This is a genomic window from Amycolatopsis sp. NPDC114478 (assembly GCF_055633805.1).
The window spans coordinates 39,677-53,597 of sequence record NZ_JBVKDO010000013.1 but is presented as its reverse complement, the minus strand read 5'-3'; the positions used below and the strand labels follow the sequence as shown (position 1 = coordinate 53,597).

The window sequence follows — 13,921 nt, the reverse complement described above, 5'->3', positions numbered from 1 at the left end:
CGTTAGGGTGACGGCGTGGAGACCTTGAGCCGGCGGGCCCTGAACCGCTCGACGCTGGAGCGCCAGTTGCTGCTGCGCCGCGCGAAGATGTCCGCGTTGGACGCGGTGGAGCACCTGGCCGGCCTGCAGGCGCAGGCGCCGTTCCCGCCGTACTTCGCGCTGTGGTCGCGGCTGCACGGGTTCCGGCCTTCGGAGCTGGCCTCCCTGCTGGAGGAACGCCGGGTGGTCAGGATCGCGCTGATGCGCGGCACGGTCCACCTGGTGACGGCGGCGGACGCCCTGGCGTGGCGGCCGGTCGTCCAGGTCCTCTACGAGCGCGACCTGAAGACGAACACGCTGCACGCGCGGGCGCTGGCCGATCTGGACCACGCCGAGGTCGCCTCCGCGGCACGTGAGCTGCTTTCGCGCTCGCCGTTGTCGAGTACGGCGTTGGGTGCTTCGCTGGCGGAGCGGTGGGACGTCCCCGCAGCCTCCCTGACCCACTTGGCGCGAGCGCGGCTGCCGCTGGTCCAGACTCCGCCGCGGGCGATCTGGGGCAAGGCCGGGCAGACGACGTACGCGTGTCTCGACGAATGGGTCGGCGAAGCACTTCCGCCGCCTTCGCCCGCTTCGCTCATCGCGCGGTACCTGCGCGCGTTCGGGCCGGCGTCGGTGGCGGACGTGCAGGCGTGGGCGGGCATCACCCGGCTGGGCGAGGTGGCCGCGTCGATGGACCTGCGGCGCTACCGCGACCCGGACGGCCGCGAGCTGCTGGACCTGCCCGAGCTGACGGTGCCGGACGAGGACACCCCGGCGCCGCCGCGGCTGCTCGGGCCGTTCGACCAGATGATCCTGTCGTTCGCCGACCGGACGCGGGTGATCTCCGACGAGTACCGCAAGCGGGTGATCACCCAGAACGGCCTGGTCAAGGGCACCCTGCTGGTCGGCGGGCAGGTGCGCGGCTTCTGGGAGCTGCGGAAAGAGCGCAAGGCGGCCGTGCTGGAGCTGTCGCCGTTCGAGAAGCTGCCGAAGCGAGACCTGGGGGCGCTGGAGAGCGCGGCCGGGCAGCTCGTGACCTGGGCGGAGCCGGCCGCCGAGAGCCGGGAGGTGCGGATCCTGGCTTCTGCGTGAAGCTGGCCGGAATTCTCGATCGAGTGACCGTTCGTGGCCTGTTGTCACAGGCGTCCGCTGCGTAGCTTTTTCTCCATGAGTAGTTCGGCGAAGGGGCCGTCGGTGCTGATCGTGGGCACCGGGTTCGGCGGAATCGGGACGGCGGTCGAGCTCAAGCGCGCCGGGTTCACCGACTTCACGATCCTGGAGAGCGCGGCCGATGCCGGCGGCGTCTGGCGGGACAACACCTACCCCGGCGCCGCGTGCGACATCCCGTCGCCGCTGTATTCGTACTCCTTCGAGCCGAACCCGCGGTGGCCGAAGCGGTTCTCGCACCAGCCGGACATCCTGGCCTACCTGCGCGGTGTCATCGTCAAGTACGGCCTCGGGCCGCACATCCGGTACCGGACCGAGGTCACCGGAGCCGCGTTCGACGACGAGCGCGGCGTCTGGCGCGTCGAGACGAAGAGCGGCGAAACGTACGAGGCAAACGTTTTCGTCCCGGCCGTCGGGCAGCTCTCCCGGCCGGTGCTGCCGGACATCCCGAACCGCGAGAGCTTCGCCGGCGACGCCTTCCACTCCGCTCGGTGGGACCACGGCGTCGAGCTGACCGGCAAGCGCGTCGCCGTCATCGGGACCGGGGCCAGCGCCGTCCAGTTCGTGCCCGAGCTGCGCAAGCACGCCCAGCACGTCACGGTCTTCCAGCGCACGCCGCCGTACGTCATGGCGAAGTCCGACCCGAGCTACCGGCGGTGGCAGCACTGGCTGTTCGAGCACCTGCCGCCCACGCAGCTGCTCGGCCGGCTGCGGATCTTCCTGCTCGCCGAGTACGCGACCTACGCGATGACGAAGCACCCCTTGCTGGCGAAGATGTTCGAGCTGCGGACCGCGCAGCTGCGCCGCCGCCACATCAAGGACCCCGAGCTGCGCGCGAAGCTGAAGCCGGCCAATCCCCTGGGCTGCAAGCGGATCCTGTTCACCAACGACTACCTGCCCGCACTGGCGCAGCCGGACGTCGACGTCGAGACGCGGCGGATCACCGAGATCACGAAGAGCGGCGTGCGCGTCGAGGACGGGACCGAGCTGGAGGCGGACGTCCTGGTCTACGGGACCGGTTTCGCCGCGACGGAGTTCCTGGCCCCGATGGAGGTCACGGGGCTCGACGGCCGGTCGCTGCGGGACGAGTGGGCCGGCGGCGCGCGGGCGTACCTGGGCATGGCCGTGCCCGGGTTCCCGAACATGTTCTGCGTCTACGGGCCCAACACCAACCTCGGCGCCGGGTCCATCATCTACATGATCGAGCGCCAGGCGCGCTACATCCGCCAGGCGGTGGAACAGCTCACCCGGCCCGGCGTGTCCTATGTGGACGTCCGGCCGGACGTCGAAGAGCGTTACGACCGGGAGGTCCAGCAGCGGCTGGGCCACAGCGTCTGGAGCGCGTGCACGAGCTGGTACCGCCAGGCCGACGGCCGGGTGACGACCAACTGGCCGGGCCTGGTCACCGAGTACGACCGCCGGACCCGGCGGCTCGACCCCGCGGACTACCGAGTGGTGGCTTGATGGACTACGACGTCCTGGTGATCGGGTCCGGGTTCGGCGGCAGCGTCACGGCGTTGCGGCTGACCGAGAAGGGCTACCGCGTCGGCGTGCTGGAGTCCGGCCGCCGGTTCGCCGACGACGAGTTCGCGAAGACGTCGTGGCGGCTGCGGAAGTACCTGTGGGCGCCCGCCTTGGGCTGCTTCGGCATCCAGCGCCTGACGCTGCTGAAGAACACGTTCGTGATGAGCGGCTCGGGCGTCGGCGGCGGTTCGCTGGTGTACGCGAACACGCTGTACGAACCTCCGGACAAGTTCTACGCCGACCCGCAGTGGGCGCACATCACGGACTGGAAGTCCGAGCTGGCGCCGTACTACGACCAGGCGAAGCGGATGCTGGGCGTGGTCGAGAACCCGGCGACGACGGCCGCGGACCGGGTGCTTTCCGAGGTGGCCGCGGACATGGGCATCGGCCACACGTACCGCCGCACGCCGGTCGGCGTCTACTTCGGACAGTCCGGGGTGGACCCCTTCTTCGGCGGCGCCGGTCCCCTGCGGACCTCCTGCACGCTGTGCGGCGAGTGCATGACCGGGTGCCGGGTCGGGGCGAAGAACACGACCGTCAAGAACTACCTCCACCTGGCCGAACAGGCGGGTGCGGTCGTCCACCCGCTGACCACCGCGGTGTCCGTCCGGCCGGTCGAGGGCGGGTACGCGGTCGACACGCGGCGGACCGGCGGCCTGTCCCGCCGGACGTTCACGGCGTCGCAGGTGGTCTTCTCCGCGGCCGCCCTGGGGACGCAGCGCCTGCTGCACCGCCTGCGCGACAACGGAACTCTGCCGCGGCTGTCGCCCCGGCTCGGGCTCTTGGCCCGGACGAACTCCGAAGCCGTGCTGGCGGCCCGGTCGTTGCGAGAGGACACCGACTACACGCGTGGGGTCGCGATCACGTCGTCGATCCACCCGGACGACGTGACGCACGTGGAGCCGGTGCGGTACGGACGCGGCAGCAACGTGATGGGCCTGATGGCGACGGTGCTGGTGGACGGCGAGCCCGGCCGCCGTCGCTGGGTGCTGGGGTTGCGTGAACTGTGGCGGTCCCGGCGGAACCTGCTGCGGATCCACAACCCGCGCCGGTGGTCGGAGCGGATGATCGGGCTGCTGGTGATGCAGACGCTCGACAACTCCGTGACGACGTACACGAAACGGGGCCTGTTCGGCCGCCGGATGACGACCCGCCAGGGAGCGGGCGCGCCGTCGCCGTCGTGGATCCCGGCGGGGCACGACGTGACGCGCCGGGTCGCGGAGAAGATCGGCGGGCTGCCGCAGGGGGCGTGGACGGACCTGGCGAACATCCCGATCACCGGGCACTTCATCGGCGGCTGCACGATCGGGGACTCGGCCGAGTCGGGCGTGATCGACCCCTACCAGCGGGTCTACGGGTATCCCGGCCTGCATGTCGTGGACGGGTCGGCGATCACGGCGAACCTGGGCGTGAACCCGTCGCTGACGATCACCGCGCAGGCCGAGCGGGCGATGGCGTTCTGGCCGAACCACGGGGAAGCCGATCCGCGGCCTTCGCTCGGCGAGCCGTACCAGCGGGTCGCGCCGGTGGCGCCGAAGAACCCGGTGGTGCCGGCGGAGGCGCCGGGCGCGCTGAGGCTGCCGATCACGCCGGTCTAGGCGGTCAGTCGGCGCGGCGGCGGTAGGCGCGCGTCTTGGTGCGGTTGCCGCACGCTTCCATGTGGCACCAGCGGCCACCGCCGTTGCGGGACGTGTCGTGGAAGGCCCAGCGGCAGTCCTCCGCGGCGCACAGCTTCATGCGGTGCCAGCCGCCGGACGCAACGCTCGCCGCCACTGTTTCGACCACCTCGTCGAGGCCGGGCACGCCGCTGACGGCGGTGACCCGCAGCGTTCCGGACGCATCGGGGGTCAGCCGCAGCGGGAAGCCGGCCAGGGCTTTCGCGGCTTCCGCGTCATCCGACAGCGCCGCCCGGAGCGCGGTGCGCAGGGCGACGGCGGCGGTCAGGTCGGCCGGCGACAGCGGCCGCCCCGCCAGATCGTGCTGCTCGAGCCAGCCGGACAGATCCTCGACCGAAGTCAGGCGGTCGCCGGCCACGTGCTGCTGCCCGTGCCGGCGGAAAGTCCGTTCGTCGAGCGTGTTGAGGAACTGCTCGACCAAGGTCAGGTCACCACCCATGACACCAGTGTAACGCGATACTGGTGTTGACGAACTGCGACACCAGTTATAGCTTTCAGTGGTGTCGAACTCCATTGAGCGGTTCAGCCCGCAAACCACCCCGTCGGCCATCGAGGACCTCCGCGCCCGGCTGCGCGCGACACGCTGGCCCGACGCGCCCGAGGACGCCGGCTGGTCACTCGGCACCGACCTCGATTACCTGCGTGAGCTGGTCGCGTACTGGGCCGACGGGTTCGACTGGCCCGCGCACGAGGCCGCCCTCGCCCGGCTCCCCCGCTTCCGCACTTCGGTGGGCGGTCTCGGAATCCACCTCGTGCACGCGAAGGCGCCGTCCGGGACCGCGCTGCCGCTGCTCCTCGCGCACGGCTGGCCGGACTCGTTCTGGCGCTACGCGAAGGTCGTCCCGCTGCTGACCGATCCCGGCGCGCACGGCGCCGACCCCGCCGACGCGTTCGACGTCGTGGTGCCGGACATGCCGGGCTACGGGTATTCGGACCGTCCGGGCGCCCCCGTCGATCCGGTCGCCGTCGCCGCGATGTGGGCCGAGCTGATGACCACGCTCGGCTACGAGCGGTTCGGCGCGGCAGGCGGGGACATCGGCAGCCACGTCGGCCGCTTCCTCGCGCTCGACCACCCCGAGCGGGTGGTGGCGCTGCACCGGATGGACGCGCTCTCGCCGGTCTTCACCGGCGACCCGGCGGACCTCACGCCCGAGGAACGGGACTGGCTGGCCGCGTGGCCGGGCTGGGGCGCGGCCGAAGGCGCCTACGCGGCGATGCACCGCACGAAGCCGCAGACCGCGGCCTTCGGGCTGACCGACTCCCCGGCCGGGCTGGCCGCGTGGATCGTCGAGAAGATGCGCACGTGGAGCGACTGCGGTGGCGACATCGAGCGGAGCTTCACGAAGGACGAGATCCTCACGAACGTGACGCTCTACTGGCTCACCGGGACGATCGGCTCGTCGATGCGGATGTACCACTCGAACGCCGCGATCCCGCCCGCCCGGCGCGCCGAGCGCGTCGAGGTGCCGTCCGGCTTTTCCCTCTTCCCCGCCGACATCCTGCCGCCGCCGCGGGCGTGGCTCGAGCGGACGGCGAACCTCGTGCGGGTCACCGAACCCGAGCGGGGTGGCCACTTCGCGCCGTTCGAGGAGCCCGAGCTGTACGCGGCGGAGCTGCGCGAGTTCTTCCGCCCCTACCGCTGAGCACCCGAGAGGCCCTCCCGGCCGCGCTTCCGGGAGGGCCTTCCTCAGCGCACGGTCACGGCAGGCTCGCGAGCCCCGCCGAGACCGTGTTGGCGAACGCGTACCCGTTCGACGCGTCCCAGTTGATCGACCACGTCATCGCGCCGCGGATCGCCGGGTACGTCGCCGACGGCTTGAAGCTGCCGCACGACGTTCCGCGTGCCAGGCAGTTCAGCGCCGACACCGTGTTGGCCGGGGCCTGGTACCCGCCGCCGGCCGCCTGGGACGACGCGGGCAGGCCGAGGCCGACCTGGTCCGCGCGCAAGCCGCCCTGGAGCTGGATGCACGCGAGCGCCGTCAGGAAGTCGACCGTGCCCTGGGAGTAGACGTTGCCGTTGCAGCCGTTCATCGAGCCGGAGTTGTAGTACTGCATGTTGACGACCGTCAGGATGTCCTTGATGCCCAGCGCCAGCTGGAAGTAGCCACCCTGGGTGGACTGCATGTCGATCGTCTGCGGCGCCATCGTGATGACCTTGCCGCCGCCGTTGTAGATGCTGCGCAGCGCCTGGCCCATGTAGGTGGCGTTGATGCCGTTCTCGAGGTCGATGTCGACGCCGTCGAAGCCGTAGTTCGAGATCAGCGACTTGACGCTGTTCGCGAAGTTGTTCGCCGAGGTCGAGTCGCTCACGCTGATCGTGCCGTTCTGGCCGCCGACCGAGATGATGACCCGCTGGCCGCGCGCCTGGACCGTCTTGATGTCAGCCTTGAACTGCGCGTCCGTGTAGCCGCCGAGCTGCGACGACAGGCCCGAGTCGAGCGTGAAGCTCACCGCGCCCGGCGTGCCCGTGGCGTCCGCGAACGACACCGCGATGATGTTGTACTTCGTCGGGACGTCGGCCAGCTTCAGCGCCTTGGCGCCGTTGTAGAAGTTCTGCCAGTAGCCGGTGAGGACGTGCTTCGGCAGGTCACCCTGGGTGGGCGGCGGTGTGGTCGTCGTCGGCGGGGTGGTCGTGGTGGGCGGCGTAGTCGGAGTGGTCGGCGTCGTGGGCGTGGTGGGCGTCGTCGGCGGCGGGGTGCCCGGGCCGTCGAGGCTGACGTCGTCGGCGTAGTACGTCGGCTGGGCGTACCAGCCGTGCAGGTACACCGTCAGCGACGTGCTCGAGCCGGTCGTGAAGCTCAGCGACAGCTGCTGGTAGCCGCTGGTGCCCGGCGTCCACGTGCTGGTCGTCGCCGAACCGGAAACGCCCAGGTAGACGTAGCTGCCCTGGACCCACGCCGACAGCTTGTACGCCGTGTTCGCCGAGACGGTGAGCGTCTGCGAGCACTGCGCGTTGTCCGACGACGTCGGCGTCGCGCTCAGCGCCTGGCTCCCGCTGTGGACCGGGCTGCTCACCGCGGTCGCCGGGGAGGTGCAGGTCCAGCCCGAGGTGCCGGCTTCGAAGCCGGGGTTGGCCAGGATGTTCGCCGCCGCGGCGTTGCCGGCGAGGACGAACGTCACGCCGAGACTCAGCGCGACCACGGAAAGTAACGAAAGCAGGGCTAAACGGACCTTGGGGACCACGGGCGACCTCCACGAAGGTGGTGAGGCAGGTCACCACAAAATGGACTAGACCAATCTGAATGTCAAGGAGCCCCATCCGAAAGTCGGGGTGGCGGAAACGGCAGAATGAGACGATCGGAACCAGGCGAAGCAGGAGCGTGTTGCAGTGAGCGTGTCGGTCGAGCAGAAGATCGCCGAAGAACTGGGCGTGCGCGAAGGACAGGTCAAGGCCGCCGTCGACCTGCTCGACGGCGGGTCGACCGTGCCGTTCATCGCGCGCTACCGCAAGGAAGTCACGGGCATGCTCGACGACGCGCAGCTGCGCACGCTCGAGGAGCGGCTGCGCTACCTGCGGGAGCTCGACGAGCGCCGGCTCGCCGTCCTCGAGTCGATCCGGAGCCAGGGCAAGCTCGACGACGCCCTGGAGGCGTCGATCCTCGCGGCGGACACGAAGTCGCGGCTGGAGGACATCTACCTCCCCTACAAGCCGAAGCGCCGCACGAAGGCCATGATCGCGCGCGAAGCCGGTCTCGAGCCGCTGGCCGACGGCCTGCTGAACGACCCGTCGACGGATCCCCAGGCCGCCGCGGCGGTGTTCGTCGACGCGGACAAAGGCGTCGCGGACGCGCAGGCGGCGCTCGACGGCGCCCGCGCGATCCTCGTCGAGCGCTTCGCCGAGGACGCCGACCTCATCGGTGACCTGCGGGAGAAGATGTGGGGCCAGGGCCACCTGGTCGCCAAGGTCCGGGCCGGCAAGGAGGAGGAAGGGGCGAAGTTCTCCGACTACTTCGACTTCTCCGAGCCGTACACGAAGCTCCCCTCGCACCGGATCCTCGCGATGCTGCGCGGCGAGAAGGAGGAGGTCCTCGACCTCACGATGTCGCCGGACGAGCCCACCGACGAGCCGCAGGTCGGCCCGACCGACTACGAGGCGCGCATCGCCGCGAAGTTCGGCATCGCCCAGCAGGGGCGCCCGGGCGACAAGTGGCTCGGCGACACCGTCCGCTGGGCGTGGCGCACCAAGATCCTCCTGCACCTGGGCATCGACCTGCGGATGCGGCTGCGCCAGGCGGCCGAGGACGACGCCGTGCGCGTGTTCGCATCGAACCTGCGCGACCTGCTGCTCGCGGCGCCGGCCGGCACCCGCGCGACGATGGGCCTCGACCCGGGCTTCCGCACCGGCGTCAAGGTGGCCGTGGTGGACGCGACCGGCAAGGTCGTCGACACCCACGTCATCTACCCGCACCAGCCGGCGAACAAGTGGGACCAGTCGATCGCCGAGCTCGCGGCGCTGTGCGCGCGGCACAAGGTGGACCTGATCTCGATCGGCAACGGGACGGCGTCGCGCGAGACGGACAAGCTGGCCCAGGAGCTGATCAAGAAGCACCCGTCGTTGAACCTGACGAAGGCCGTGGTCTCCGAGGCGGGCGCGTCGGTGTACTCGGCGTCGGCGTTCGCCTCGCAGGAACTGCCGAACATGGACGTCTCGCTGCGCGGCGCGGTCTCGATCGCGCGCCGGCTGCAGGACCCGCTGGCCGAGCTGGTGAAGATCGACCCGAAGTCGATCGGCGTCGGGCAGTACCAGCACGACCTGTCCGAGGTGTCGCTGTCGCGCTCGCTGGACGCGGTGGTCGAGGACTGCGTGAACGCGGTCGGCGTCGACGTCAACACCGCGTCCGCTCCCCTGCTGACCCGGGTCTCGGGCATCACGACGGGGCTGGCGGAGAACATCGTCTCCCACCGCGACACGAACGGGCCGTTCCGTTCCCGGACGGCGCTGAAGGAGGTCGCGCGGCTGGGCCCGAAGGCGTTCGAGCAGTGCGCGGGCTTCCTGCGCATCCCGGACGGCGACGACCCGCTGGACTCGTCGTCGGTGCACCCGGAGGCGTACCCGGTGGTCCGGCGCATCCTGTCGAAGACGGGCACGGACCTGCGCTCGCTGATCGGCAACACGCGGACGTTGTCGTCGTTGCGCCCCGCCGACTTCGTGGACGAGACGTTCGGTCTCCCGACGGTGACGGACATCTTGGCCGAGCTGGACAAGCCGGGCCGCGACCCGCGCCCGGCCTTCAAGACGGCGACGTTCGCCGAGGGCGTGGACAAGATTTCGGACCTGAAGCCGGGGATGCGGCTCGAGGGTGTGGTGACGAACGTGGCGGCGTTCGGGGCGTTCATCGACGTCGGGGTGCACCAGGACGGCCTGGCGCACGTTTCGGCGCTGTCGAAGAACTTCGTGAAGGATCCGCGGGAGGTCGTGAAGCCCGGGGACATCGTGAAGGTCAAGGTTTTGGACGTCGATGTGCCGCGGAAGCGGATTTCCTTGACGCTGCGGTTGGACGACGAGCCGGGCGCTTCTTCGGGTAACCGCGGTGGCGGGGGCGGCCGGGATCGCGGTCAAGGCGGCGGTGGCGGTCAGCGCCGCGGCGGTTCGGGCGGCGGCGGTCAGCGTGGCGGTTCAGGCGGCGGCGGCCGGGATCGCGGGGGCAACTCCGCGGCCAGTGGTTCCATGGCGGAGGCCCTGCGGCGGGCGGGATTCGGCAAGTAGAACGCCGGTTGTCCACAGGCACTTCGCGATGTGGGCAACTTCGCCGGCCGGTGGCTTTTTGGCGGCGTTTGTCGGTGGGCGCGGATAGACTGGACCGGGGTCAGCCCCCTGGGAGTGGCGGGGCCACTCCTGGGGCTTCCCGGCTCAGCGCAACGCCAGCAGCCCCACCACGAACAGGGCCACCGGCACCACCGCCGCCGATGCGCTGATCAGCCAGTTCCCGCCGCGCCACCCCATCGGGGAGGCGTCGAGCACCAGCCGCCGCACCAGCGCCGCCTCCACCACCGCGGCCAGCAGGAACCCGAGGCCCACGCTGAAGATCGCCGCCGCGCCGACGAAGAACAGGCCTGACGTCGATGCCGCGGCTAGCGGGGCCGCGACCTCCCAGCGCACCAGCCCCGCGGCCGCCGCGAGCAGCGCCAGCAGCAGCACGAACGCCACGAGGAAGCCGATCCGGGCGGTCGTCCGGTGCTGGGCGTGGGCGAACCACCAGAACCCGGCGTCGAGCAGCAGGACGACCGCGGCGAGCACGAGGAACCCGGCACGGAACGTCAGCACCCGATCACCCTAGCGACACCTGGCTCATGATCGCGGTGGTGTGGCCGTCGGGGTCGGTGAAGAACGCCATCCACTCCTCGACGCCGGACTCGTGCCGGAAGATCAGGTGCGGTGCGCCGAGGAACTCGACACCCTTCGAGCGCAGCGTGTCGTAGGCGGCGTCGATGTCCGGGACGGTGAAGTACAGCACTGACTCCACTCCGCGAGGCTCGCCGGCCGTCAGGAACAACCGGACGCCGTCGCAGTCGAAGAACGCCAAGTCCCCGAACGTGTACAGGTGCGGGAGGCCGAGGACGTCGCCGTAGAACTCTTTCGCCCGTGCGAGGTCGGTGACGGTCCGCGAAACCTGCCCGATCGGTCCCAGCATCGGTTCCTCCTCGGAAGCCCGGCCGAGCGCGCTGTCCGCCGGGGCGCCGCGCCACGCGCGCAGCTCGGCCCGCCCGGCCAGGCCGAGCTTGCGGACGGCGTTGCCGACGTGGAACTTGACCGCGTCCCGGCTGGTGCCGCGCCGCCGCGCGATTTCGCCGTTGCTCAGGCCGTGGCGGACCGCGTCGACCACCCGCCACTCGGCGGGGGTCAGCCGGTCGGGGTGCCGTGGCCTGCCGCGCTCGCCCACGCGCCGACGATAGCCCCGGAACCGGCGAATTACCCTCCCCCGGCGAACCGCGCCTCGACGCTGCCCAGCGCGCCGAAGTCGGCGACGACGTGGCCGCCGGCGTGGATCGGGCACGGCGGGGTCGCCGTCCCGGTCGTCACGACGTCGCCCGGGCGCAGGGACCGGCCGTGGCGGCTCAGCTCCATCGCCAGCCAGTGCAGCGCCAGCCGCGGGTCGCCGAGCACCAGGCTGCCGCTGCCGCGCGAGAACTCCTCGCCGTCGGCGTGCAGGACGACCTGCTGCCGCGGCAGCTCGAGGTCGCGCCAGCCCGGCACCGGCCGGCCCTCGACGAACCGGCCCGCGCACGCGACGTCGGCCAGCAGCTGCGGGCCGCCCGCGTGCTGGTGGTCGGTGTAGCGGCTGTCCGGCATCTCGAGCGCGAGGAACATCGTGTCGACGGCGTCGAGCACCGCGGTCAGCGACGGCGAGGACCCCGGGTCGGCCTTGAGCCGGAAGGCGAACTCGGGTTCGGCGACCCCCATCGTCATCGTGTCGGCCGGCACGAGCGAGCCCTCGGCGTGGCGGAACCGCTCGAACATCACCCCGGGCAGCGGGCCGGGGACGTCGAGGTACTGCCGCGCGTACGCGGTGGTCGCGGCGATCTTCCAGCCGGACACCGGCCCGGCCAGCTCGGCGAGCGCGGCCTGGGCGGCCATGCCCTCGGCCGCGTCACGCGGGCGGGCGTCCGCGGGCAGTCCGTCGAGGCGTTTCCCGGTCTGCCACGCGTCCCAGATCAGCTCCGCCGCCCGCTCTCGGTTCACGCTCGTGATCTTGCCAACCGGGAGACCGCGTGTCGATCGGCTTACGGGTTCATCGCGTAGACCCCGGAAAGCGCCCGGACCCGCGCCCAGACGTTCTCGAAGCGCTCCGCGTCCACCACCGGCTTGCGCAACGCGGCCAGCGCGATCGCCTGCTGGGCGTCGGTCGAGCTCGCCTTGCCGTTCAGGTCCACCGCCGCGGCGCTGAAGTCCTGGACCAGCACGGCGAAGATCTGGTCGACGACCTCTTCGTCGAGGCCGGTGATCCGCGCCTGCTCCAGCACCAGCTGGCCGTAGACGATCAGCGTGAACAGCTCGGTCAGCGCGAGCCCGAAGTCGAGGTCGGCCTGCTGGGCCTCGTCCGGCGCCGCCTCGGTGAGCAGCTTGACCAGGTAGCCCGCCTGCGCGGTGAACAGCGCGACGTTCGGGATGTGCGCGGCTTCGGCGTAGGCGGTCTTCCAGTCGTGGAACCGGATCTTCGACAGGCCGCGCGCGGGGCCCTGGCGGAAGAGGAACTCGTCGTCCGCGGCATCGGTGCGCGTGCCGACCGGCGCGTACTCCTGCGGCGCGAACAGGTACGCGGGCATGAACTTCGCGATCAGCGCGAGGTTCACCGCCACCGTGCCTTCGAGCTTCGGCAGGCCGTCGATGTCGTTCTTGGACATCGCGAGGTAGGTGTCGGCCTCGAAGCCCTTCGCCGCGACGACGTCGGCGACCAGGCCGATCACCTTCTGCGCCTCGGTCGTCACCTTCATCTTGGTGATCGGGTTGAACAGCAGGTAGCGGCGGTCGTCCGGGTTCGCGCTGCGGAAGTAGTCGACGGCGCGGTCGGAGAACAGCTTCATCGCCGTCAGCCGCGCGTAGGCCTCGACGAACTCGCGGCGGACGTGCGGGAAGTCCGTCACGGGCTTGCCGTACAGGACGCGGTTGTGCGCGTGCGTGATGGCTTCGTACAGCGAGTGCGTCGCCATGCCGATGCCGCCGAAGCAGAGGTTGAACTTGCCGATGTTGACGGTGTTCAGCGCGGCGCTGAAGGCTTCGGCGCCGACGTGCAGGATGTCGTCGGCGTGCACCGGGTAGTCCTCGAGCCGGAACTCGGCGACGTACATCTGCGACGGCACGACGTTCTTGACCACGTGGTAGTTCGGGTGCTCGGAGTCGGCGTAGAAGAAGACGTACTGGTCGGGGCCTTCGACACCGTCGATGCGGCCGAAGACCGACACCGTGCGCGCGCAGTTGCCGTTGCCGATGTAGTACTTCGAGCCGGTGGCGCGGTAGCCGTCGCCGTCCTTGGTCAGGACCATGTCCGAGGAGTAGATGTCGGCGCCGTGGTCCTTTTCGGACAGTCCGAAGGCGCCGACGCCGCCGGCGTCGAGGGCGTCCGCCGCGCGCTTGCGGGCGACGTCGTTGCCGCTCTGCCACACCGGGCCGAGGCCGAGGATCGTGACCTGCCACGGGTACCAATAATTCAGGCCGTAAAAGCCGAGGATTTCCGACAGCGCGGCGACGCGGCTGGTGTCCCAGCGCTTGTCCGGGTTGCCGCCTCCGTTCGCCGACGGCGTCAGGAACGTCGAGAACAGGCCTTCCTTGCCCGCGAACTCGAGGAAGTCCGCGTAGAAGACGCGGTTGTGGTAGTCCTGGGTCAGCTTCGCCTTGCCGCGCTGCTCGAACCAGTCGATGGTCGCCCGGAGCAGCCGGCGCGTCTCCGCGTCGAAGTGGGCCGGGTCGTACTCGTGCGGGTTCAGCAGCATGGGTCGTCCTCCTCGATTACCGACCGGTAACTTAGCAAGCCCCCCAGAGTGCGGGCAATCTCACTGGGGCTAGGTCACCCCCATTCGGTACACTGATCTTGCGGGCC

At 70.6% G+C, this 13,921-nt stretch carries 11 protein-coding genes; 5 read left to right on the top strand and 6 right to left on the bottom strand.

The window, feature by feature from the left end; translation table 11 throughout:
- Positions 1 to 15 precede the first annotated feature (15 nt).
- The 3 genes from ACZ7OH_RS31365 (at position 16) to ACZ7OH_RS31355 (ending at position 4,307) form a co-directional block, all read left to right on the top strand.
- A complete protein-coding gene (locus ACZ7OH_RS31365; RefSeq protein WP_470284126.1) occupies positions 16 to 1,110 on the top strand; it encodes a winged helix DNA-binding domain-containing protein in 1,095 nt (364 codons plus the stop codon).
- A gap of 75 nt (positions 1,111 to 1,185) precedes the next feature.
- Positions 1,186 to 2,649: a flavin-containing monooxygenase gene (locus ACZ7OH_RS31360; protein ID WP_470284125.1), complete on the top strand. Its 1,464-nt coding sequence runs from the start codon at positions 1,186 to 1,188 to the stop codon at positions 2,647 to 2,649.
- Positions 2,649 to 4,307: a GMC oxidoreductase gene (locus ACZ7OH_RS31355; RefSeq protein ID WP_470284124.1), complete on the top strand. Its 1,659-nt coding sequence runs from the start codon at positions 2,649 to 2,651 to the stop codon at positions 4,305 to 4,307. Before ACZ7OH_RS31360 ends, ACZ7OH_RS31355 begins: the two co-directional genes overlap by 1 nt.
- Before the next feature lie 4 nt (positions 4,308 to 4,311).
- Here ACZ7OH_RS31355 and ACZ7OH_RS31350 read toward each other — a convergent pair whose 3' ends face one another.
- Positions 4,312 to 4,824, bottom strand: a complete 513-nt coding sequence (locus ACZ7OH_RS31350) for a CGNR zinc finger domain-containing protein (RefSeq protein ID WP_470284123.1) — start codon at positions 4,822 to 4,824, stop codon at positions 4,312 to 4,314.
- A gap of 61 nt (positions 4,825 to 4,885) precedes the next feature.
- Between ACZ7OH_RS31350 and ACZ7OH_RS31345 the strand changes: the two genes are divergently transcribed.
- Positions 4,886 to 6,028 (top strand): epoxide hydrolase family protein, encoded by a 1,143-nt coding sequence (locus tag ACZ7OH_RS31345; RefSeq protein ID WP_470284122.1) that lies wholly within the window; start codon positions 4,886 to 4,888, stop codon positions 6,026 to 6,028.
- A gap of 55 nt (positions 6,029 to 6,083) precedes the next feature.
- On the opposite strand, the gene ACZ7OH_RS31340 is transcribed toward ACZ7OH_RS31345, so the two are convergent.
- On the bottom strand, positions 6,084 to 7,568 hold the full coding sequence (locus ACZ7OH_RS31340; RefSeq protein WP_470284121.1) for a chitinase: 1,485 nt from the start codon (positions 7,566 to 7,568) through the stop codon (positions 6,084 to 6,086).
- 145 nt (positions 7,569 to 7,713) lie between these two features.
- Between ACZ7OH_RS31340 and ACZ7OH_RS31335 the strand changes: the two genes are divergently transcribed.
- The gene (locus ACZ7OH_RS31335; RefSeq protein WP_470284120.1) at positions 7,714 to 10,092 is read left to right on the top strand and encodes a Tex family protein; all 2,379 of its coding nucleotides are present in this window, start codon (positions 7,714 to 7,716) and stop codon (positions 10,090 to 10,092) included.
- Positions 10,093 to 10,236: 144 nt separating this feature from the next.
- Here ACZ7OH_RS31335 and ACZ7OH_RS31330 read toward each other — a convergent pair whose 3' ends face one another.
- The 4 genes from ACZ7OH_RS31330 to ACZ7OH_RS31315 are packed head-to-tail and all read right to left on the bottom strand — an operon-like array spanning position 10,237 to position 13,814.
- The gene (locus ACZ7OH_RS31330; protein WP_470284119.1) at positions 10,237 to 10,650 is read right to left on the bottom strand and encodes a hypothetical protein; all 414 of its coding nucleotides are present in this window, start codon (positions 10,648 to 10,650) and stop codon (positions 10,237 to 10,239) included.
- 4 nt (positions 10,651 to 10,654) lie between these two features.
- On the bottom strand, positions 10,655 to 11,266 hold the full coding sequence (locus ACZ7OH_RS31325; protein ID WP_470284118.1) for a VOC family protein: 612 nt from the start codon (positions 11,264 to 11,266) through the stop codon (positions 10,655 to 10,657).
- 29 nt (positions 11,267 to 11,295) lie between these two features.
- Positions 11,296 to 12,066 (bottom strand): 2-keto-4-pentenoate hydratase, encoded by a 771-nt coding sequence (locus ACZ7OH_RS31320; RefSeq protein ID WP_470284117.1) that lies wholly within the window; start codon positions 12,064 to 12,066, stop codon positions 11,296 to 11,298.
- 41 nt (positions 12,067 to 12,107) lie between these two features.
- Positions 12,108 to 13,814: an acyl-CoA dehydrogenase gene (locus ACZ7OH_RS31315; RefSeq protein ID WP_470284116.1), complete on the bottom strand. Its 1,707-nt coding sequence runs from the start codon at positions 13,812 to 13,814 to the stop codon at positions 12,108 to 12,110.
- Positions 13,815 to 13,921: the final 107 nt, after the last annotated feature.

What these genes read in the sequence shown, in the direction of transcription:
- ACZ7OH_RS31360 (WP_470284125.1), top strand. Translation starts at nt 1,186, where the DNA reads ATGAGTAGTTCGGCGAAGGGGCCGTCGGTGCTGATCGTGGGCACCGGG.
- ACZ7OH_RS31350 (WP_470284123.1), bottom strand. Translation starts at nt 4,824, where the DNA reads ATGGGTGGTGACCTGACCTTGGTCGAGCAGTTCCTCAACACGCTCGAC.
- ACZ7OH_RS31315 (WP_470284116.1), bottom strand. Translation starts at nt 13,814, where the DNA reads ATGCTGCTGAACCCGCACGAGTACGACCCGGCCCACTTCGACGCGGAG.
- ACZ7OH_RS31355 (WP_470284124.1), top strand. Translation starts at nt 2,649, where the DNA reads ATGGACTACGACGTCCTGGTGATCGGGTCCGGGTTCGGCGGCAGCGTC.